The following is a 21,390-nucleotide window of genomic DNA, read 5'->3' on the forward strand; positions in this document are numbered from 1 at the left end:
CGCTTTCAGGGGGCTTCACATGCGTTTTCCACCACGCCGCCTGTGGGTGCTTGCACCGCTTGGACTGCTCGGCCTTCCGGCTGCATCCGTTCTCGCCCAGGACGCCACGCAGAAAACGGACCTCGAGGGCTATACCGTCGAGGCCGGTCAGGCGTCCTATCGGACCGACAAAGTCGGCATGGGCCCGCTGGGCGACCGCTCGCCCCTCGATACGCCCTATTCGGTGCAGGCCGTGAATAACGACCTTGCCCGGAACCAGCAACTGCAGAGCGTGCGCGAAGCCTTTCGCTTCCTGCCGACGGTGCAGGGCGAGAACATCCGGCCACAGAGCCGTGGCCTCCAGGCTGGCGTGGTGCAGAACACCCGGATCGACGGCTTGAATATCGCCGCCACGACGGATTACCCGATCGAGCAGTTCGAGCAGATCGAGGTGCTGAACGGCCTCGCCGGCGCGCTCTACGGACCGGCCAGCCCGGCGGGGACCTTCAACTACATCTTCAAGCGACCCACCGATGCGCCTCTGCGCGAGTTCGACGTGCGCTACAACTCGCGCGGGTCGGCCCTGGCTCATGCTGATTTGGGCGGCCGTTTCGGCATGGACGACCGTTTCGGTTACCGGGTGAACGTACTGGACCAGAACGGTCCGGGCTACGTGGATGGCAGCCGACTCGCCCGCCGCCTCGGCAGCGTGGGTTTCGACGCGCGACTGGGCGAAAACACCGTGCTCGAGAACGACGCGAGCTACTACCACTACACGTCGACCGGCTTCCCGGGGACGTTTTCACTCGGTAAGGGTGTCGTCCTGCCCTCCGCGCCGGATCCGACGCGCAAGGGATACGGACAGACCTGGGGCGGTGACGACAACATCACCCGCATGGTCAGTTCGCGATTGCGCACCGCGTTCAACGACAACTGGACGTTCCGCGCCGGTGTGTTGAAGGAGAGTAACGACCGTCGCTCGACGGTGCCGACCAATACCCTGACCGACAACGCCGGCGACTACACGACGACCGCGGCAACAACGACGTACAGCTACGACATGATTGTCAGCAATATGCTGGCCCTTAACGGTCGTTTCGACACGGGCCCGCTCACTCACGACCTCGTCGTCGCGAACAACGGTTTCTACTGGAGTCGCTACACACCGCTCACGACAGGTCCGGTGACGGTCGGGCGCGCGAGTCTCGCCGACCCGGTTTCCTTCGCGAAGCCGCCGTTGCCGGACTTCTCGCAGCGCTACAAGTCGATGAACACGAAGCAGCAATCGGTGACGCTCGGTGACACCGTCGGCTTCGACGAGCAATGGTCGGCGCTCGTGGCTGCCAGCGACAGCTGGTTGTACGTTCGCAATTACAACCGGCAGGGCGCGACGACGAGTTCATACGACGCCCATGGCATCAGCCCCACCGGCAGCGTCATGTTCAAGCCGGTGCCCACGCAGATGGCGTACGTCACGTATGCGGACAGCCTGCAGCAAGGCGATATCGCGCCTGCCGGCACGGCTAACGTGAACCAGAGCCTGTCGCCGTATCGCAGCCGGCAATGGGAAGCGGGTTACAAGGCGCGTGTGGGCGTCATCGATCTCGGCGCGGCGCTCTACCGCATCGAACGCCCTTACGCTTACGTCGGCGCCGACAACGTGTTTGCGCAGCAGGGCAGGCAGGTGAACCGTGGTATCGAACTCACGGCGAACGGCGATATCGGGCGCGACGTGACCGTCTTCACGGGTGTCTCGTTGCTGGACCCACGGCTGTATCGCACGGGCTCGACGACTACCAGCGACAAGCAGATCCTCGGCCTGGCGCGCGTGGTCTACAACTCGCTTATCGAATATCGGATGCCGTGGGTGTCCGGCCTCACGCTGACCCTCAACGTGAATCACGCCGGCCGGCGCGCCGGCGATTATGCCAACAGCTACTTCGTCAAGGGATATACCGTGGCCGACATCGGTGGACGCTTCCAGACGCGCATTCATACCTACCCCGTGACGTTCCGTCTCGCGCTGGATAACGCGACCGACCGGCGTTACTGGGCCAACGTCACGCCCGCAGGGCAGAACGGCTACAACGCCGCCGGCAGCGCGACGGCGACGCTGGGCGCGCCACGGACCGTGCGCGCTTCGGTGCAGGTGGACCTGCTATGAAGACGACGGCATGGATCCTGGTTGGCGCGCTGGCGGTGTTCCCTGCGATCGCGACCAGCGCGACCGCGGCGACAACGATCACGGTCTACGCGGCGGGCAGTCTGACGGGGGCCCTCGCGGACATCGCAAAGCAGTACACCGCGGCGACGGGTGAGCCCGTGCGCATCGTCAACGGTCCCGCTGGCCTCCTGCGCGAGCGCATCGAGAAGGGCGAGCCGGCTGATGTCTACATCTCCGCCAACATGGCTCACCCCGAAAAGCTCGCGGCCGAAGGCAAGGCGACGTCGCCGGTGGTATTCGCCCGTAATGCGCTTTGCGTCCAGACGTTGCCGGATGCCGGGATCACCAGCGCGAACCTGCTCGATCGCCTGCTGGCGCCGGGTATGCGCATCGGCACGTCGACCCCGGGAGCAGATCCCGGTGGCGACTACGCATGGAAGTTCTTCGCCCGTGCGGAGACCGTGCACCCCGGCGCGCGCGCCAACCTCGAAGCCAAGGCGAAGAAGCTGGTCGGCGGTCCGGTCGCGCCGACGATCCCGGGCAACGTCGGTGCGGCGAAGTATTTCCTCCAGCACCACGATGTCGACGTCTTTTTCGGCTACTGCAGCTCGCACGATGCCACGCCCGATCCCGACCTGGCCAGGGTCGAGGTTCCCGCCAACCTGTCATTACCCGTCGATTACGGGATGAGCGTGGTCCTGCGCGGCGGGGATCCCGCACAGCGGGCGGCGGCGTACCGGTTCGCGCTGTACGCCATGTCGCCCGGCGCGCAGGAACGCCTCCCGGTCTATGGGTTCCGCGCCGTGGCAGCCCCCGAACACTGAATGTTGCGGCCCGGCATGACCGGGGAGGGGGGCGGGGCTACAATCGAAGGCTTCCCCGTAGCCGACTTACGAGTACCCGCATGGCTCAGCGTCTCGACCCCCTCGATCTGTACGACGTCCGTTCGCTGCTCACCGACGAAGAGCGCATGGTCCAGGACACGGTCGGCCGTTTCGTCGACGAAAAGGTCCTGCCGATGATCGGCGACGCCTTCGACCAGGCGCGTTTCCCGGCTGAACTGGTGCCCGAGATCGCCGCGCTGGGCCTGCTGGGCGCCACGCTGCCCGAAGAATACGGTTGCGCCGGCATGAACGCGGTCAGCTACGGCCTGATCTGCCAGGAGCTGGAGCGCGGCGATTCCGGCCTGCGCAGCTTCGCCTCCGTGCAGAGTTCGCTGTGCATGTACCCGATCTACGCCTACGGCTCGGAAGAGCAGAAGCGCGAATACCTGCCGCGCATGGCCGCCGGTGAAGTCATCGGCTGCTTCGGCCTGACCGAACCCCACGGTGGATCCGATCCGGCCAACATGAAGACGGTGGCGCGCAAGGATGGCGGTGACTGGGTCATCAATGGTGCCAAGATGTGGATCACCAACGGCAACCTCGCGCACATCGCGATCGTCTGGGCGCAGACGGACGACGGTATCCAGGGCTTTGTCGTGCCGACCGATACCAAGGGCTTCGCCGCACAGGTCGTCCACAAGAAGATGAGTTTGCGTGCCTCCGTCACGTCGGGCTTGTTCTTCGACGAAGTCCGCGTGCCGGATAGCGCCCGCCTGCCGAACGTGAAGGGTCTCAAGGGTCCGCTCGGTTGCCTCAACCAGGCCCGCTACGGCATCACCTGGGGCCCGATCGGTGCGGCGCAGGCCTGCCTGAAGGAAGTGCTCGACTATTCGGAGCAGCGCATCCTGTTCGGGCGTCCGCTGGCGGCGAACCAGGCCGTGCAGATTCGTCTGGCCGACATGGCTCGCCGTATCACCACGGCTCAGTTGCTCTCGCTCCAGCTCGGTCGCCTGAAGGATGCCGGCCGCCTGCAGCCAACCCAGGTCTCGCTGGCCAAGTGGAACAACGTGCGCATGGCGCTGGACATCGCGCGCGACTGCCGCGACATCCTCGGCGGCGCAGGCATTACCACCGAACACTCGGCGATCCGCCACGCGCTGAACCTGGAATCGGTTATCACGTACGAAGGTACCGAGACCGTGCATCAGCTGGTGGTCGGGCGCGAACTGACGGGTATCAACGCGTTCTGAGGAGCGTCGTATGTCACCGATCCTGCGAGGCGAGCCGTTTTTGGAATGGTTCTCCGATGACGGCAGATTTCCGAATCATCCGGACTTTCCCGTCCTCCACTACGTTGCCGTCATAACTGACGGTGACGTGGATGCTCTTCTGGTCGAGGCCATCTTCGACGCCTGTGAATGGGTCCCGCTGTGGACAGGTAGCGTTTTCGCATACCACCACTACCATTCCAACGCCCACGAGGCACTCGGCGTAGCAGCGGGCTCCGCGAAACTAATGCTTGGCGGGCCTGGCGGCAGCGAAGTTCAAGTATTTCAAGGAGATGTCCTCGTATTGCCCGCCGGCACCGCTCATTGCTGTCTCGAGGCGAGTGACGATTTTCTTGTCGTGGGCGCCTACCCACCGGGCCAGGAAAATTACGACATTCTTCGGGGTGAACCGGATGAGCGGCCGGCTGCATTGGAGCGCATCGCCGGGCTGCCCACACCCATCACCGATCCGATCGGTGGTGACGACGGCCATCTTCCGGCGATCTGGGTCAGGCTGTAGCAGGCCGATCCTTGACCCACGAATGCTTTTTCTTTCTCTTTGAGTCTCCCCATGTCTGTCCCGCATCCCATCCCCGCCCGCCACAAGGGCTTCAATCGCGCTGAAATCGTCGACCAGAACTTCGTCGAGTTCGTCCAGTTCTGGGACGGCGACGTAGCCCCGGCACCGCGCGACGACGAGCCTGTCCTGCCGGGTAGCGCGCTCGATGCGCGCGGCTTCCGCGAACTCCTCGAATCGCAGCTGATCAGCCGCCATCTCGACCTGATGGCGCGCGTGCTGCGCGTGCAGAACAAGGTGTTCTACACGATCGGTTCGTCGGGGCATGAAGGCAACGCGATGGTGGCACGGCTGACGCGCCACACCGATCCGGCGTTCCTGCATTACCGCAGCGGCGGCTTCATGGCCGAGCGTTTCCGCAAGCTGCCAGGCATGGATCCGATCATGGATTCCGCGCTGTCCTTTGCCGCGAGCAAGGATGACCCCGCCTCAGGCGGTCGCCACAAGGTGTGGGGCAGCAAGCCGTTGTGGGTGCTTCCGCAGACCTCGACGATCGCCTCGCACCTGCCCAAGGCGCTCGGCACGGCCGTGGCGATCGAGCAGGCGCGTCGCATCGCGCATAAGCTTCCGATTCCGGACGACTCGATCGCCATCTGTTCCTTCGGTGACGCGTCGTCCAACCACGCCACGGCGCAGACCGCGTTCAACGCCGCAGCATGGACGGCCTACCAGAAGCTTCCCGCACCCGTGCTCTTCGTCTGCGAAGACAACGGCATCGGTATCTCGGTGAAGACACCGGGCGGCTGGGTGGCGAACAACTTCCGTCACCGTCCCGACCTCGATTACTTCTATGCGGACGGCCTGGATCTCGCCGGCGGCTACGCCGATGTGCAGAAGGCTGTGGAGCATTGCCGCCGCACGCGCCGTCCTACCTTCCTGCATCTGGGGACGACGCGCGTCATGGGTCACGCGGGTACCGATTTCGAGATCGAATGGCGTTCGATCGAAGAGCTGGTGTCGCTGGAAGCGACGGACCCGCTGTTGCGCAGCGCGGCCATCGCGCTGTCGTCGGGCCTGTACGACCGCGACAGCTTGCTCAACCTCTACAACGACACCCGCAATCGCTGCTTCGCGGCCGCGGAAGAGGCGGATCGTCGCCCACGCATCAGCACACTTGAAGAGGTGATGGCGCCGTTGGCGCCCTATACGCCAGCGGCCGTTCGCGCGGAAGCCGAGCGTCCGGCGAATGCGGCCGAGCGTGAGCGCGTCTTCGGTGGCGTCGACAAGTTGCCGGAGAAGCAAGCGCCGCGACACCTCGCCATCCAGATCGGCCAGGCACTGCACGACCTCATGGCGAAGTATCCGGAGAGCCTGCTGTTCGGCGAAGACGTCGCGCAGAAGGGTGGCGTCTATACGGTGACGAAGGGTCTGCACAAGGCCTTCCGCAACGCGCGCGTCTTCAACACGCTGCTCGATGAAACGATGATCCTCGGGCTCGCCCAGGGTTACGCGAACATGGGCATGCTGCCGCTTCCCGAGATCCAGTATCTCGCGTACTTCCATAACGCCTGCGATCAGATTCGCGGCGAAGCGGCCTCGTTGCAGTTCTTCTCGAACGACCAGTACCGCAACCCGATGCTCATGCGCGTGGCCTCACTCGGTTACCAGCGTGGTTTCGGCGGTCATTTTCACAACGACAATTCGATCGCGGCGCTGCGCGACATACCGGGCCTTGTCGTCGGCTGTCCGAGCCGCGGCGACGACGCGGCGACCATGCTGCGTACGTTGTCGGCGCTGGCCAAGGTGGACGGACGGGTCACAGCGTTCTTCGAGCCGATCGCGCTCTACATGACCAAGGACCTGTACGAGCCGGGCGACGGCCAGTGGCAGTTCGCCTATCCGGCTGAGGGCGAAGCGATGCCGCTGGGCGAGGGTCGCGTCTATAACGACGCCGCGGACGACCTGGTCATCTTCACCTTCGGCAACGGCGTGCCGATGAGCCTGCGTGCGGCGAAGCGTATCGAAGCGGCACATGGTTGGAAGGTGCGCGTTGTCGACCTGCGCTGGCTGGTACCGCTCAACGATGGGTTTATCGCGGCGCAGGCAGCCAACGCGAAGCGCGTCGTCATCGTCGACGAAGGTCGCAAGAGCGCGGGTGTGGGCGAGGGCGTGATCACGGCGATCGTCGAAGGCGGCCTGGGGCACCTGCCGCTGCGCCGCGTGGTCGGCGCGGATACCTTTACCCCACTGGCCAGCGCGGCTTTCCTCGTCCTGCCGGGCGATGACGACATCGTCGCCGCCGCCGCGGAGCTAGCACTCCTGTAGGAGCCGATTCATCGGCGATAAGCCTATGTGGGAGCCGCTTCAGCGGCGAAAAGCCAACGAAGCGGCGACGCCGCGCCCCCCATCGCCGATAAACCAACTCCCACAGTGAAGGGCGCCGCAGGCTACCGGGTCTTGGCCTCGGTCCTCCGGACCAGGGTCGGCCCAGCGGGGCCCGAGCAGATCACCTGGTTGCGCCCATTCAACTTGGCGGCGTACATCGCCGCGTCGGCGCGCTCGGTCAGCGACTGCACGGTGTCCGCTGGCGAGCGCATGGCGACGCCGATGGAGACCGTGAGCAGGTCATCGGTCTGTGCCTGGCCCGTATGGACGTCCAGGCGATGGACGCGCCTGCACAGGCGCGTGGCGACCTGCACGGCATTTTCCTTGTCCACGCCCTGTAGCAAGGCAATGAACTCCTCGCCACCGAAGCGACCGAGCAGGTCGGTCGGGCGCAATTCGTCGCGCAGGGCGGCAGCGACAGCGACCAGCGCGCGATCGCCCGTGGCATGGCCGTAGCAGTCGTTGAGCGACTTGAAATGGTCAAGGTCGAGGAACAGCAGGGCGATCGGACGTGACATGCCCTGCTCGAGGGCCTGCAGGGCCGCGTCCGTCCACGCCCGGCGATTGAGTACGCCGGTGAGCGGATCGCTGTCGGCCAGTTGGCGCGCCTTGTCGCGATCATGGCGAATGGTGAGCGCGCGGTCGGACAGGCCGATCGACAGCACCACGGCTTCGAACGCACCCACGGCGATCGCGGCGTCGGGCAGCCACGGCGCGCCGGACAACATGCCCTGCTGTTGCGCGCCGCAGAGCGCGGTGAGGACGAGCAAGGGAGTCCAGCCCACCAGGAAGAACCACGCATGGCGTGAGCCGCGTAGGGCGGCCGTCGTACCGACCACCAGCAGAAGCAACGCGCCGAGCAGGAGCAACGGCTGCAACAGCAATTGCGAGGTGTCGACCAGGACGCCGATGCCCGTCGCGCGCAGTACCGTCAATACCGGCATGCCGATGGCGAAGGCGAGCACCGGGATACGCAGCAGCGGAACGTAATCGTCCACCTTGGCGAAGCGCAGCATGAACAACGCGGCGAACGAAACCGAGAGGCCTGTCGCAGCCGCGCCGAGGCTGTCGGCTAACCCGGCCAGTGACTGTATCTCCAGGGGATGGAAAACATAGCCGGATTTCAGGCCCTGGATCAGCGCATAACAGAGCAGGTAAGCCACGTACCAGCCGAACGTCATGTCGCGCAGGATCAGGGCAAAACACAGCGCCATGAGCGCCATGGTCATCATGACGGCGAAGCAGGCCGTGGCGAACACCACCCACCCACCGTCTTCGCGCAGATAATCGCGCCACGGCTCAATGGTCATGGTGACCGCGCCAGGTGGCATGGAGCCAGGCTCGAACTTGAGCAGGAGTGGTCGGGAGGCCGGCACCGAAGCAGGTATTTCGAAGATCAGGCGGCCATGGCCGTGTAGCGCGGGCCCGAAATCCTCGAGCGCCGTGGTCGCTATTGGGCCATGTTCGTCGTACAGCGTCACTGCGCCCAGGCCGGGTGTGCGGATGCTCAGCACCCGGTTGCCCGTTGTCCACGGGGGCAGGGTACGCAACAGGACCCAGGTCCCCGAAGGCGAATTCGGGAACACCTGCATGCGCGAAGGATCGAACGCGGGAAGCGGACGGCTTTCGGACTCGCGGAGCACCTCGGCAGGCGTATCCGTCGGCTGTGCCTCGCGCCAGTTGCCTGCAAGGGTGTCGGCCGAGGCTGCGCCGGCGATGAGCAGGCAACAGACTACCGTCGCCCGAATCAGGCGAAGAAGTGTTCCGTTGTGCCCCCTGTCCGAAAAGCGCATGCCCAATCCCAAGACATATACACGGCGCGTCGCTATGGACGCGTGTCCCACCATGCACGCATTGTGCCGCTGGACGGCCGAGTCTGTCGCCCCGACCGTTCGGGTCAGGTGAAGGCCGCGGTCGGAGTCAGTCCGGGGTAGGCGCCACCACGCCGCCAAACCGCTCGAGCAGCTGCATCTGGGCGTCCCGCACCGGCTGGCCGGCGGCGGGCTGCGTCAGCACATAGGTGCCGTCGGGCTGCTGCAGCCACGAGGAGTGGTTGTCGGCCAGGTAGGTATCCAGTTCCCGGCGGACCCGCTGCTTCAGTTTCTTCCCTTCGATGGGGAAGCAGGTTTCCACGCGGCGTTCGAGATTGCGCTCCATCAGGTCGGCGCTGGCAAGGAAGAGATCGGGCTCACCGTCGTTGTGGAACCAGTACACGCGGCTGTGTTCCAGGAACCGTCCGACCACGGAACGCACCCGGATGTTCTGCGACACCCCGGGGACGCCCGAGCGAAGGCAGCACATGCCGCGCACGATAAGCTCGACCTTCACCCCGGCCTGGCTGGCCCGGTAAAGGGCACGGATCACCTTCGCGTCGGTGATCGCGTTGATCTTGCAGATGATCTCGGCCTTCTTGCCGGCCGCCGCGTTGGCCGCTTCGCGCGCGATCAGGTCGAGAAGTCCCTTTTTCAGGGTGAATGGCGCATAGAGCATGCGCTTCATCTTCAGCGCCTTGCCCATGCCGGTCAGTAGGCGGAACAGACGATGCACGTCATCACAGAGGGCTTCGTCCGAGGTCAGCAGGCTGTAGTCGGTATAGAGGCGCGCGTTGCCCGAGTGGTAATTGCCCGTGCCCAGGTGTGCGTAGCTGACCAGCTTGCCGTTCTCGCGGCGCTGCACCAGCATGAGCTTGGCGTGCGTCTTCACGCCTACTACGCCATAGGTGATCACCGCGCCGGCCTGCTGCAGGCGCGAGGCAAGGCTGAGATTGGATTCTTCGTCGAAGCGGGCGCGCAGCTCGACTACCGCGGTGACTTCCTTACCCGAACGCGCGGCTTCCACCAGCGCGTCGACGATTTCCGAGTTGGCGCCGCTCCTGTAGAGCGTCTGCTTGATCGTCAGTACCTGGGGGTCCTTCGCCGCCTGGCGAAGGAAGTCCACCACTGGGGAGAACGATTCGAACGGGTGGTAGAGGAGGACGTCCTGCTTGCTGATGACGGAGAACATGTCCTCGGCATTCGCCAGAACCTTGGGCAGGGCAGGCACGAAGGTTGGGAACTGCAGTCGCGCGTACTGCGGCTGCAGCGTCATCTCGAAGAGGCGGGCCAGGTTCACCGGGCCGTTCACTTCGTACAACGCCGCGGGTTCCAGCGCGTACTGCTTCATCAGGTAATCGACGAGCGGCTTGGGGCAGTTGTCCGCGACTTCCAGGCGCACGGCGTCGCCGTAGCGACGCGAAAACAGTTCGCCGCGCAGCGTGCGCGCGAGGTCTTCGACGTCTTCCGGGTCGATGGTCAGGTCGGCATTGCGGGTCAGCCGGAACTGATACGAACCGATCACGCTCATGCCGGGGAAGAGGTCGTCGGCGTGCGCGTGGATGATCGACGACAGCAGCACGTAGTTGTCGCCGCCCTCGCAGATCTCGTCCGGCATGCGGATGAGTCGCGGCAGGATGCGCGGCGCAGGGACGATGGCCAGGCCGGAGTCGCGGCCGAAGGCATCGGTGCCTTCGAGCTGGACGATGAAGTTCAGGCTTTTGTTGACCAGTCGTGGAAACGGATGCGTGGGGTCCAGGCCGATGGGCGTGATCAGCGGCGCGACTTCGTGGCGGAAATAGCGGCGGACCCATAGCTTCTGCTTGTGCGTCCACTGGTTGCGCCGGACGATGCGGATACCCTCGTCGGCCAGCGCGGGAAGAATCTTCTCGTTGAGGATGGCGTACTGGCGTTCGATCTGCCGGTGCGCGATCTCGGCGATTTCAGCCAGCGCGCGGCGTGGCGGGATGCCGTCGGCGCCGATCATTTCGTGATCGAAGGCGATCTGCTGTTTCAGCCCGGCGACGCGGATCTCGAAGAACTCGTCCATGTTGGACGAGAAGATCAGCAGGAACTTCAACCGTTCGATGAGCGGCTTGGACTCGTCCAGTGCCTGGTCCAGCACGCGGATATTGAACTGCAACTGCGACAGCTCGCGATGGATGTAGAGGCTGCTATCGCTGAGATCGATGGCAGGCACCTCGGGCGGCGGAGCCTGCGGGGGCTTCGCTGCGGGCGCCTTCGGCAGGGCGGTCGACTCGTTGGTTGGCGTCATCGTATCCAGGGCGTCGTCCTCATCGCGGATCGCGACGCCTCATGGTACGCCGCCCGGTGAGCATATGACGGCGGTTTGACACCACCATGACATCATCCGGCACCGTGGCTACCCGAGGCTGTGACCACCCGGGACCGTGGGCCGTTGCGGGAGCCGATTCATCGGCGATCCCGCGGGAGCGGGCCAGGTCGAGGCGAGCACCCATCGCCGCTGAAGCGGCTCCCACAGTTAGACGAACAGTGGCTCGGGTTCGAGGGTGACGCCGAACTTTGCCTCGACGCCTGCGATCACCTTCTTCGCGAAGGCCCAGAGCTCCGGGCCGGTGGCCTTGCCGTGGTTGACCAGTACGAGGGCGTGACGGTTCGAGATGCCAGCGTCGCCGTCGCGCTCGCCCTTGAAGCCCGCCGCCTCGATCAGCCAGCCGGCGGAGATCTTCGAGGTGCCACCGGTATGTGGCCACACGGGCAGACCAGGATGGGCAAGTGCCAGGGCGTCGGCTTTCGGCGCGCTGATGATCGGGTTCTTGAAGAAGCTCCCCGCATTGCCGATCACCGCCGGGTCGGGCAGCTTGCGTGAGCGGAGGCGAACCACGGCTTCGGCAACGTGGTACGGCGTGGCGCGCTCCACACCCATCTTCGCGACTTCTTCGCGGATGCCCGCGTACTCGAGTGACAGCGGGCGCTCGCGTGGCAACGCGAAGGTCACGGCAACGACGATCCAGCGCCCCGACTGTTGCTTGAAGGTCGAGTCGCGATACGAGAAGGCACATGCCGCCTTGTCGAGGACGACGAACTCGCCCTTGTGCGTGTCCCAGGCCTCGACGGTATCGATGAACTCGGCCACCTCGACGCCATACGCACCGATGTTCTGGATCGGCGACGCGCCGACCGTGCCGGGAATGAGGATCAGGTTCTCGAGTCCGGCATAGCCCTGGCCCAGCGACCAGCGCACGAAATCGTCCCAACGCTCGCCGGCGGCGACGCGGATCAGCACGCGATCGTCGCGCTGGAACGTCTCCACGCCGCTCGTCGCCATGGCCAATACGGTGCCGTCGAAGTCACTGCCGATGAGCATGTTGCTGCCCTCGCCGAGCACCAGCACCTTGCCGCCCCGGACGGCCGGATAAGCGAGGATTTCCGGAAGCTTCGTCGGGTCGCGCACTTCGGCCAGCAGCTTCGCCCGCGCATTCACCCGCAACGTGTTGCGACCGCCGAGCGGCGCATCGCTGGTCAGCGTGAAGCCGCCCATGTCGATCGGCGCGTTGTTGATCATGCGATGACTCCGCGCCTGCGGATCTCGGTGACAGCCTCGGCGATGAGTTTCGGGCCGCGATACACCAGGCCCGAATACACCTGCACCAGCGAGGCGCCGGCCTCGATTTTCTCCACCGCACTGTCGCCGTCGAGAATGCCGCCGACACCGATGATCGGCAGCTTGCCGCCGAGACGCGTGGCCATGCCGCGCAGTACGGCCGTGGACTTCTCGAACAATGGGCGTCCGGAAAGTCCGCCGGTTTCATGCGCGTTCGGATCGCCCGCCACCGTGTCGCGGTCGATCGTCGTATTGGTGCAGATCACGCCGTCGATGCCCGAGGCGACCAGCACCTCGGCGATGGCGTCGAGTTCGGTATCGGTGAGATCGGGGGCGATCTTCAGCAACATCGGCTTGCGCTTGCCATGCTGCCCGGCAAGTCGCTCCTGTGCTTCGCGCAACGTGCCGATGAAGCGGCGCAGCGTTTCTTCTTCCTGCAGGTCGCGCAGGCCCTGCGTGTTCGGCGAGGAGATATTCACCGTCACATACGTGGCCAGCGGATAGGCGCGCTCAAGGCACAGCAGATAATCGTCGATGGCACGCTCGTTGGGCGTGTCCTTGTTCTTGCCGATGTTGATACCGAGCACGCCGCGGAAGCTGGCTTTCTCCACGTTTCGCACCAGCGCATCGATGCCGCCGTTGTTGAAACCGAGGCGATTGATCACGGCCTCATGGTTTGGCAGGCGGAACATGCGCGGTTTGTCGTTGCCAGGTTGCGGCCGTGGCGTCACCGTGCCGATTTCAACGAAGCCGAAGCCCAGCGCCGCGAGGCCGTCGAGGTGCTCGCCGTTCTTGTCGAGCCCGGCGGCGAGGCCGACGGGATTCGGGAAATCGATGCCGAACACGCGAATGGGCAAGGGCGCGGGCGGGGTCGCGATGTACCGGGACAAACCACTCCGCTGGGCCACGTCGGACGCATACAGCGTAAGGCCGTGCGCCGTCTCGGCGTCGAGGGCGAACAAGAGGGGGCGGAGCATCTCGTACATTGGCGGGTTCGTCAGGGCGTGGGATGGCCCGCGAACACGCGGGTATCGTAATCGTAGGCAACCGTGCCGTCGTCCTGCGTCGCGTCGAACAGCGAACGTAGTGCGAACAGCAGCGGTTCGTGATTGGGGTGACCGGCCTTGGGCATGTAGGAAGACGACATGGTCCGGCCGAGCAGGCCATCGTAGTCGAGCTTCTGCTCGTGCGGGAACGATGCCATGCCGCGGTAGCCATGGCCGTACCAGTGCGCCATCGCGTCGTCGTCGGCGTAACGCTCGGCGACGCTGACGTAATCGATGCCGTATTCGTGAAGCAAACGCTCGTAGCCTTCGAGGAACGGCGTCCCCTTCAGGCGGCGCGTGTTCCAGAACACCACGGCCAGGCCGCGGGGGCTCAGTATCCGCGCGAACTCGCGCTTCACCTTGTCCAGGTCGAACCAGTGGAAGGCCTGGGCGACCGTAACCAGATCCGCGCTGCCATCGGCCAGGCCGGTGGCTTCGGCCGTACCGTCGACGGCATGGAAACGGCCTTCGCCGCCCAGCCACTGTACGGCCGCCGCGCGCATCGCGGCGTTGGGCTCGACAGCGGTCACGCGATGACCGCTGTCGAGGAACAGTTTGCTCGAAATGCCGGTGCCGGCGCCGATATCGGCGACGGTCCAGTCCGGCGCGACGCCAAGGCTACGCAGCCAGCCGACCAGCGCTTGCGGGTAGTCCGGCCGGTAGCGGACATAGTCCTCGACGCGGTCGGAAAAACGATCCGTGGAGCGCAAATCGGTCATGGCCTTACCCGTTCGTCAGAAATCGAACTTGATGCCCTGGGCCAGCGGCAGCGCGTCCGAGTAGTTGATGGTGTTGGTCTGGCGGCGCATGTAGACCTTCCAGGCGTCCGAGCCGGACTCGCGACCGCCGCCGGTTTCCTTCTCGCCGCCGAACGCGCCACCGATTTCCGCACCCGAGGTGCCGATGTTCACGTTGGCGATGCCGCAATCCGAACCGGCCGCCGACAGATACTGCTCGGCTGCCTTGAGATCCTGCGTGAAGATGGCCGACGAAAGACCCTGCGGTACGGCGTTCTGTTCGGCGATCGCTTCGTCCAGCGTGTCGAACGGCATCACGTAGAGGATCGGCGCGAAGGTCTCGGTCTGGACGACGGCGTCGGTGTTCTTCAGGCCGGTGATGATCGTCGGCAGGACAAAGTTGCCCTTGCGGTCGTCCAGGGCCTTGCCGCCCGTGCGCACGGTGCCGCCGGCAGCCTTGGCCTGATCGATGGCGGCGAGGAAGGCGGTCACGGCTTCCGGGCTGTTCAGCGGGCCCATCAGCGTGGTCGACAGTGTCGGATCGCCGATCTTCTTTTCTACCTGGCCATAGGCCTTGACCAGCGTGTCGACCACGGCGTCATGGATGGAGGAGTGCACGAGTACGCGGCGCGTGCTGGTGCAGCGCTGGCCGGCCGTACCGACGGCACCGAAAACGATGGCCGGGATGGCCAGCTTCAGGTCGGCGGACTTGTCGAGGATGATGGCGTTGTTGCCGCCCAGTTCCAGCAGGCTGCGACCCATGCGGCGCGAGACGCGCTCGCCAACCATGCGGCCGACCTTGGTCGAGCCGGTGAAGCTGATCAGCGGGATGCGCTTGTCGTCGACGAAGGTCTGCGCCAGCTCGGTGCCGGCATCGTTGAAGAGGAAGAACAGGTCCGGGAAACCGGCGTCCTTCAGGGCTTCGTTGCAGATCTTCATGGTGGCGATGGCCGAGAGGGGGGTCTTCGGCGACGGCTTCCACAGGCAGATATCGCCGCAGATGGCGGCGAGGAAGGCATTCCAGGCCCACACGGCGACGGGGAAGTTGAAGGCGCTGACGATGCCGACCAGGCCGACCGGATGCCACTGCTCGTACATGCGGTGGCCCGGGCGCTCCGAATGCATGGTGTAGCCATAGAGCATGCGGCTCTGGCCCACCGCGAAGTCGGCGATATCGATCATTTCCTGAACTTCACCGTCGCCTTCCGGCTTGATCTTGCCCATTTCCAGGGCAACCAGCGAACCGAGGGCGTCCTTGTGCTTGCGGAGGGCCTCACCACACAGGCGCACGGCTTCGCCGCGGCGCGGCGCGGGCGTGGTACGCCACACCGCATAGGCTTCCTGCGCACGCTGCACGATCGTCTCGTAATCGGCGCCGCTGGTGGCCTGCACCGTGGCGATCACTTCGCCGGTGGCCGGGTTCACCGGCGAGAGCGTGCCGGCGCCCGTGCTGCTGGCCCACTCGCCGCGGCCGAGGTAGGTACCGGATTCGTTGGCGGTGAGGCCGAGCGCTGTGAGGATCTTGCCGGACATGAAGCTCTCCCTTGAAGACGGGTAAAACCGGGATTCTAGCAAACGCACCCTTCACACCCCGTTGTGCGGCGCGGGACGGATGTCTGCGTGGCGTCGCGATCGGCGGAACTTACGACGACTGTGCGGTCACTGGCGCAAGTCTATGCTGAATCTGTGTTTTTCTCACAAGGCTGGTAGCGCTCATGTCCCGGATCTATGAGATTCCCTATCACCCTGATGATGGACAGTCCTGGCCCGTATGCGTCGACGGCCAAGTGCTTTCCCGCTTCGCCAGCCGATTTGAGGCCCTTCGCTCGGCTGTGAACCAGGCCGCTGCCGAAGGCGGGGACGCCAGTATCGGCGTCGAAGGGGCCGACGGTCTTTGGCGCCCTTTTGGGAGCGATGCCAAGCGACCTGCGCGCGTTCCGCCCATGCCAGGGCGCCGGTTGCGGGCCGTTCGCTGATTTGCGCTTTATCATGTCCCGGTCGTCTCCACAGCCGGTGTGCCCATGATTCCAGACATCACCGAGGCGCGCGGCGCCTGCCACTGCGGCGCCGTACGTTTCACCGTGAAGCTCTCCGACGGTCTGCGTACGGCGCGACGCTGTAACTGCTCGTATTGCCGCATGCGCGGCGCGGTGGCGGTGTCTGCCGAACTCGACGGGATTGTGATCGAGCAGGGTAAGGAAGCCTTGAGCGTGTACCAGTTCAACACAGGTACCGCGAAGCACTATTTCTGCTCAACCTGCGGCATCTATACGTTTCACCAGCGTCGTTCCAACAACGCGCAGTACGGCGTGAACGTCGCCTGCCTGGAAGGCGTGAGCCCGTTCGACTTCGACGAAGTGGTGGTGCTGGACGGAACGAACCACCCTGCCGATACGGGGCGCAGGGCAAGTGAGCAGGTGGGCATTCTGCGTTACGTGCGGACGGATTCGTGACCCTGCTTTCGGAGCGAGGGTTTCTGTCCCATGCCCGCCTCCGGTATCCTCACGCCCTTGGCCCCGTAGCTCAGCTGGATAGAGCGTCCCCCTCCTAAGGGGAAGGTCGCCCGTTCGAATCGGGCCGGGGTCACCACAGGCAAGGCGGCAACTGCCCGAACGTCGCAATTTGCAAGGCGTTCGCTGTCCTCTCGGGTACGATCCATGGATCGCTCACCCGGGAGAACCCCATGACCCGCACCTTCGACGCCATCATCGTGGGAGCCGGACAGGCCGGGCCGGCGCTGGCCGGTCGCTTGACCGGGCTGGGCAAGACGGTCGCGATCATCGAGCGCCATCTGGTCGGGGGTACCTGCGTCAATACCGGCTGCAAGCCGACCAAGACCCTCGTGGCCAGCGCCTGCGCTGCACGGTTCGCCCAGCGCGGAGCCGATTTCGGGGTCAACGTGGGCCCGATCAGCATTGATATGCCGGTCGTGGCGGCGCGCGCGCAGAAGGTGATCCTCGATTCGCGCAAGGGTAACGAGGACTGGCTGGGCTCGATGCCCGGGCTTACGCTTATTCGTGGTCATGCACGTTTCACCGGACCCCGGCAGATCGAAGTGAACGGTGAGACCCTGGAAGCACCGCAGGTTTTCCTCAACGTGGGCGGGCGAGCGAATGTGCCGGACTTTCCTGGCATCGACGAGGTCGACTACCTGACCAATAGCACGATCATTCCGCTGCAGGCCGTGCCCGGGCATCTCGTGGTCGTGGGCGGTAGCTATATCGGGCTGGAGTTCGCCCAGATGTACCGGCGCTTTGGTGCCGAGGTGACCGTGGTGGAGATGGGCCCGCGACTGGTGGGTCACGAAGACGAAGACATCTCGGCCGAAATCCGCGCCTTCCTCGAGGCCGAAGGCATTACCGTCCGCACCGATGCCTGTTGCATCACGCTCGGCAAGCACGATCGTGGCGTGAAGGTTGGCGTGGATTGCACCGAGGGCGCTCCGGAAGTCGTCGGCACCCACGTGCTGCTCGCTGTCGGCCGGCGTCCGAACACGGATGACCTGGGGCTCGACAAGGCCGGCGTCGACACGGACGAGAAGGGCTATATCAAGGTCGACGATCACCTCAAGACCAGCGCCGAAGGTGTCTGGGCCATGGGTGACTGCAATGGCAAGGGCGCCTTTACGCACACGGCCTGGAACGATTACGAAATCGTGGCGGCGAACCTCCTCGACGGCGATAAGCGCAAGGTCAGCGATCGCATCCTCGGGTATGCGCTCTATGTCGATCCACCGTTAGGGCGTGTCGGCATGAGCGAGACGCAGGCGCGCAAGTCGGGGCGGCCGTTGTTGGTATCCAAGCGCCCCATGACGCGTGTCGGGCGTGCGGTGGAAAAGGCTGAAACCTGGGGCTTCATGAAAATCGTGGCGGACGCGGAGACAAAGAAGATTCTCGGCGCAGCAATTCTCGGCACAGGCGGCGACGAAGCGATCCACGGCATTCTCGACATGATGAATGCCGATGCATCGATCGGAACGCTGCAGTGGGCCGTGCCGATTCATCCGACCGTGTCGGAACTGATTCCCACCGTGGTCGGTGACCTGAAGCCCGCGGAATGACCGCTCGTTGTGGGAGCCGATTTATCGGCGATGGGTGCTTGCAGCAACCTGGCCCGCTGCATGGGTTCGCTCAAGCGATATCGGTGCCGGGAACGGGTTTGTGGAAATCCTCGGCAACAAGATTCTGCGTCAGGCGAAACACGCCTTCAGCGACGCGCCGGGAAAGGACCACATCGACGATGGTGGTTTCGTGCGGGCCGAGTGCATCGAGAAAGTCATCGGTGCGCGCGGTGCTCGCCAGCAGGTGACGGATCAGCCCGGTGAGGTCGACGGGTTCGATGCGGACGCCGTACGGCCGATGCGGTAGCAGTGGATCGCGCAATGTCTTGTGCGGGTCGCGTGGATCGACGATAGCCGACTCACCGGCAAGCACGGCGCGATTGAGGAACATGGCAACCGTGGCCGGGCTGCGCGAGTTGGCTTGCCGATCGAGCATGAAGCCCTGGGGCAGGTGATCGGCGGAGGCCTCCGGGCCAGCGGTCAACTGGAACTGTGCGTTGACCAGCGGCTCACCGCGATCGTCGACGAGCCGAAAGATCAGCAGGCTCCGCGGATCGTGAATGTGCACGCGAGGCGTGAAAAGCGCCGGCTCGAGTTCCACGCGGTTGCCATCGCGCGCGGCATTCTCGCTGGCGAATGCGTTGCAAAGGGCCGTGTACTCAGCTGCCGAGGTCACGCCAAGGCAGCGCATGATCGCATCGAGGGTAAGCGGTGACGGGGGCTTCGACGCCATGATCCCTTGCTTGCTGCCTGAGTGGGGAAGGCCGGCCAGCATCTTGAAAGCCGTCCGTGGCGCGCGTGTCAGTGTCATCGACAGCGTTGCCGATGCGCCGGACTGCGCGAGCACGCAATGCGTGGCATTGAGGTTGGCGGCCGCCAGGCGCACGACGCCGTCCGAACCATCTTCGCCCGTATAGGAGTTGACCACGTCATAGAGGCTGCGGTCGGGACGGTCGCCGATCAGTGAGAACAGATAGGTGCCGCCTTGCGCGGCATCCTTGCCGTGGATCACGTCGAGGTTCTGCGCCAGTGACTCGGGACTGCCGAGCTCCAGCCAGTTGAGGATGCGTTGGCCGGGCTCGACGCCGTCGAACCACGCCTTCAGGCGACCCACGGCGCTCTTGCCCAGTTTGGCCAGTGCGGAGCCGAAGTGAGCCGGCGCGAGCATGATCGCGCGGGAAAGCCGGATCGGCGCGTACAGCGTCGGGTGTTCACGCTGTGCCCTGAGCCAGGCCATCACGACGGGGCCGCCGGTGGAATGGGTGATGCAATCGAATTGACCGTCGGGCAAGGCCAGGCCCCGGAGCGCATGGTCGAAGGCGCGAACGATATCGTCCATGCCGACACTGTCGTCGAAGGTGATGTATTCGGAAAGGTGGATATCGAGTACCCGGAGAGGCGCACCCGCCTGGGCGGCGCGGTCGCGCAGGGCTGCCGGGAGGTCACCGTAAGTCGACGTGCTGGTAACGCTCCAGCCGTGCACGAACACCAGGGTGGACATACATCGTTACCTTTCGCGAGGGCCGGGCCGAGCATAGCCCGGCCCGGCGGGACGCGGCGTGTCACACGTCGCGGATCACCATCAGCCTGATGTCGCTCATGTCCTCGATCGCATAGCGCACGCCTTCGCGACCGATGCCCGACGATTTGGCGCCGCCGTAGGGCATGTTGTCCACGCGAAAGCTGGGCACGTCATTGACGATGACACCGCCTTGTTCAAGCTCGTCCCACGCGCGCATGGCGCGGCGCAGGTCGTTGGTAAACACCCCTGCCTGCAGCCCGAAGTCGGAATCGTTCACGGTGGCGATGGCTTCGTCGAAACTTCCCACACGCTGAAGCAGGGCCACAGGTCCGAAGGCTTCCATGCGTTGTAGCTTCGCATCGTGCGGTACCTTTTCGAGCACCGTGGCTTCGAGCATGGCTCCCTTGCGACCTCCGCCGCACAGGATCTTCGCGCCGCCTTTCTTCGCCTCGTGTATCCACGATTCGAGACGCTCCGCGGCCGCCTCGTCGATCATCGGGCCGAGGAAGGTATCTTTCTTCTTCGGATCACCGGCCTTCAGTGCTTTCACCTTCGCCACGAGCTTGCGTCGCAGCGCATCGTAGATGTCGTCGTGCGCGAGGATGCGCTGCACGCTGATGCAACTCTGGCCGGACTGGTAGAACGCACCGAAGACCAGACGCTCGACCACCGCGTCGAGCCGGTCGCCCTGGTCGCCGTCGACAATGCACGCCGCGTTCCCGCCAAGCTCCAGGGTGACCTTCTTGTGCCCGGCCTTTGCCTTGAGGTCCCAACCGATCAGACCGCCCGTGAACGACAACAGCTGGAAGCGCGGGTCGGTGACGAGCGGTTCGGCATGTTTGCCGTCCAGGGGGAGGATGGAGAATGCTCCCTTTGGCAAATCTGTTTCGGCGAGTATTTCGCCCATGATCAATGCGCCCAGAGGGGTTTTTTCCGAAGGCTTCAGCACGAACGGGCAGCCTGCGGCGATCGCCGGGGCAACCTTGTGCGCGACGAGATTCAACGGGAAGTTGAAGGGCGTGATGAAGGAGACGGGGCCCAGCGGTACGCGGCGCGTATAGCCGTGATAGCCCGCACTGCGCGCGGAGATCTCCAGGTTGATGGTTTCGCCGTTGATCCGCACCGATTCCTCGGCGGCGATCTTGAAGGTTTCGATGAGCCGGGTTACTTCGCCGACAGAATCGTTGATCGGTTTGCCTGCCTCGACGCAGAGCGCGTAAGCCAGTTCGTCCTGGCGTTCGCGGAAACGTGCGACGCAATGTTCGAGCACGGCCTGGCGTTCGTAGGGCCGGAACTGCTTCATCGGCAGCGTCGCGTCATGCGCGGCGGCGATGGCTGCTTCCAGTGCGGCGTCATCGGGCAGGGCGACGCGAGTGGCGACCTTGCCGGTGTACTTGTCGAAGACCTCGAAGGTCTTTCGTGACTTCTTCGGTTTGTTCGCGACGTAGTACGGGTAGCTCGACTCGAGCATGGTCTGGTCTCGTGGCGGCG

General features: G+C 64.7%; 15 protein-coding genes and 1 tRNA gene. 8 read left to right on the forward strand and 8 right to left on the reverse strand.

Annotation, left to right across the window (positions count from 1 at the left end; all coding sequences use genetic code 11):
• Window positions 1-19 precede the first annotated feature (19 nt).
• The 5 genes from ACVWWJ_RS06595 to ACVWWJ_RS06615 all read left to right on the forward strand — a co-directional run bounded on the left by ACVWWJ_RS06595 (window position 20) and on the right by ACVWWJ_RS06615 (window position 7,077).
• Window positions 20-2,143: a TonB-dependent receptor gene (locus ACVWWJ_RS06595; RefSeq protein ID WP_456967158.1), complete on the forward strand. Its 2,124-nt coding sequence runs from the start codon at window positions 20-22 to the stop codon at window positions 2,141-2,143.
• The gene (gene modA / locus ACVWWJ_RS06600) at window positions 2,140-2,967 is read left to right on the forward strand and encodes a molybdate ABC transporter substrate-binding protein (protein WP_159896995.1); all 828 of its coding nucleotides are present in this window, start codon (window positions 2,140-2,142) and stop codon (window positions 2,965-2,967) included. Before ACVWWJ_RS06595 ends, modA begins: the two co-directional genes overlap by 4 nt.
• Window positions 2,968-3,047: 80 nt before the next feature.
• Window positions 3,048-4,217: an acyl-CoA dehydrogenase family protein gene (locus ACVWWJ_RS06605; protein WP_456967159.1), complete on the forward strand. Its 1,170-nt coding sequence runs from the start codon at window positions 3,048-3,050 to the stop codon at window positions 4,215-4,217.
• Window positions 4,218-4,227: 10 nt separating this feature from the next.
• Window positions 4,228-4,755 (forward strand): cupin domain-containing protein, encoded by a 528-nt coding sequence (locus tag ACVWWJ_RS06610; RefSeq protein WP_456967160.1) that lies wholly within the window; start codon window positions 4,228-4,230, stop codon window positions 4,753-4,755.
• A 51-nt stretch (window positions 4,756-4,806) separates the two neighbouring features.
• Window positions 4,807-7,077 (forward strand): thiamine pyrophosphate-dependent enzyme, encoded by a 2,271-nt coding sequence (locus ACVWWJ_RS06615; protein ID WP_456967161.1) that lies wholly within the window; start codon window positions 4,807-4,809, stop codon window positions 7,075-7,077.
• Between the two features lie 122 nt (window positions 7,078-7,199).
• Here the strand turns inward: ACVWWJ_RS06615 and ACVWWJ_RS06620 are convergent, their stop codons facing one another.
• The 6 genes from ACVWWJ_RS06620 to amaB all read right to left on the reverse strand — a co-directional run bounded on the left by ACVWWJ_RS06620 (window position 7,200) and on the right by amaB (window position 15,850).
• Window positions 7,200-8,930, reverse strand: a complete 1,731-nt coding sequence (locus ACVWWJ_RS06620; protein WP_456967162.1) for a sensor domain-containing diguanylate cyclase — start codon at window positions 8,928-8,930, stop codon at window positions 7,200-7,202.
• 127 nt (window positions 8,931-9,057) lie between these two features.
• The gene (ppk1, locus tag ACVWWJ_RS06625) at window positions 9,058-11,223 is read right to left on the reverse strand and encodes a polyphosphate kinase 1 (RefSeq protein ID WP_159893113.1); all 2,166 of its coding nucleotides are present in this window, start codon (window positions 11,221-11,223) and stop codon (window positions 9,058-9,060) included.
• A 228-nt stretch (window positions 11,224-11,451) separates the two neighbouring features.
• Window positions 11,452-12,471: a UDP-N-acetylmuramate dehydrogenase gene (gene murB / locus ACVWWJ_RS06630; protein WP_456969672.1), complete on the reverse strand. Its 1,020-nt coding sequence runs from the start codon at window positions 12,469-12,471 to the stop codon at window positions 11,452-11,454.
• A gap of 20 nt (window positions 12,472-12,491) precedes the next feature.
• Window positions 12,492-13,520 (reverse strand): quinone-dependent dihydroorotate dehydrogenase, encoded by a 1,029-nt coding sequence (locus tag ACVWWJ_RS06635; protein WP_456967163.1) that lies wholly within the window; start codon window positions 13,518-13,520, stop codon window positions 12,492-12,494.
• 11 nt (window positions 13,521-13,531) lie between these two features.
• A complete protein-coding gene (locus tag ACVWWJ_RS06640; RefSeq protein ID WP_456967164.1) occupies window positions 13,532-14,299 on the reverse strand; it encodes a class I SAM-dependent methyltransferase in 768 nt (255 codons plus the stop codon).
• 15 nt (window positions 14,300-14,314) lie between these two features.
• A complete protein-coding gene (gene amaB, locus ACVWWJ_RS06645; protein WP_456967166.1) occupies window positions 14,315-15,850 on the reverse strand; it encodes an L-piperidine-6-carboxylate dehydrogenase in 1,536 nt (511 codons plus the stop codon).
• Window positions 15,851-16,338: 488 nt separating this feature from the next.
• Here amaB and ACVWWJ_RS06650 point away from each other — a divergent pair, with 488 nt between their 5' ends.
• From ACVWWJ_RS06650 to ACVWWJ_RS06660, 3 genes are all read left to right on the forward strand, one after another.
• The gene (locus tag ACVWWJ_RS06650; protein ID WP_456967167.1) at window positions 16,339-16,770 is read left to right on the forward strand and encodes a GFA family protein; all 432 of its coding nucleotides are present in this window, start codon (window positions 16,339-16,341) and stop codon (window positions 16,768-16,770) included.
• Window positions 16,771-16,829: 59 nt separating this feature from the next.
• Window positions 16,830-16,906, forward strand: a tRNA-Arg gene (locus ACVWWJ_RS06655).
• A gap of 94 nt (window positions 16,907-17,000) precedes the next feature.
• On the forward strand, window positions 17,001-18,377 hold the full coding sequence (locus ACVWWJ_RS06660; protein ID WP_456967168.1) for an FAD-containing oxidoreductase: 1,377 nt from the start codon (window positions 17,001-17,003) through the stop codon (window positions 18,375-18,377).
• A 70-nt stretch (window positions 18,378-18,447) separates the two neighbouring features.
• Here the strand turns inward: ACVWWJ_RS06660 and ACVWWJ_RS06665 are convergent, their stop codons facing one another.
• Both ACVWWJ_RS06665 and ACVWWJ_RS06670 read right to left on the reverse strand, forming a co-directional pair.
• Window positions 18,448-19,878, reverse strand: a complete 1,431-nt coding sequence (locus ACVWWJ_RS06665; RefSeq protein WP_456967169.1) for an esterase/lipase family protein — start codon at window positions 19,876-19,878, stop codon at window positions 18,448-18,450.
• Window positions 19,879-19,939: 61 nt separating this feature from the next.
• Window positions 19,940-21,370: an aldehyde dehydrogenase family protein gene (locus ACVWWJ_RS06670; protein ID WP_456967170.1), complete on the reverse strand. Its 1,431-nt coding sequence runs from the start codon at window positions 21,368-21,370 to the stop codon at window positions 19,940-19,942.
• Window positions 21,371-21,390: the final 20 nt, after the last annotated feature.

It is taken from the genome of Luteibacter sp. HA06 (genome assembly GCF_054061215.1).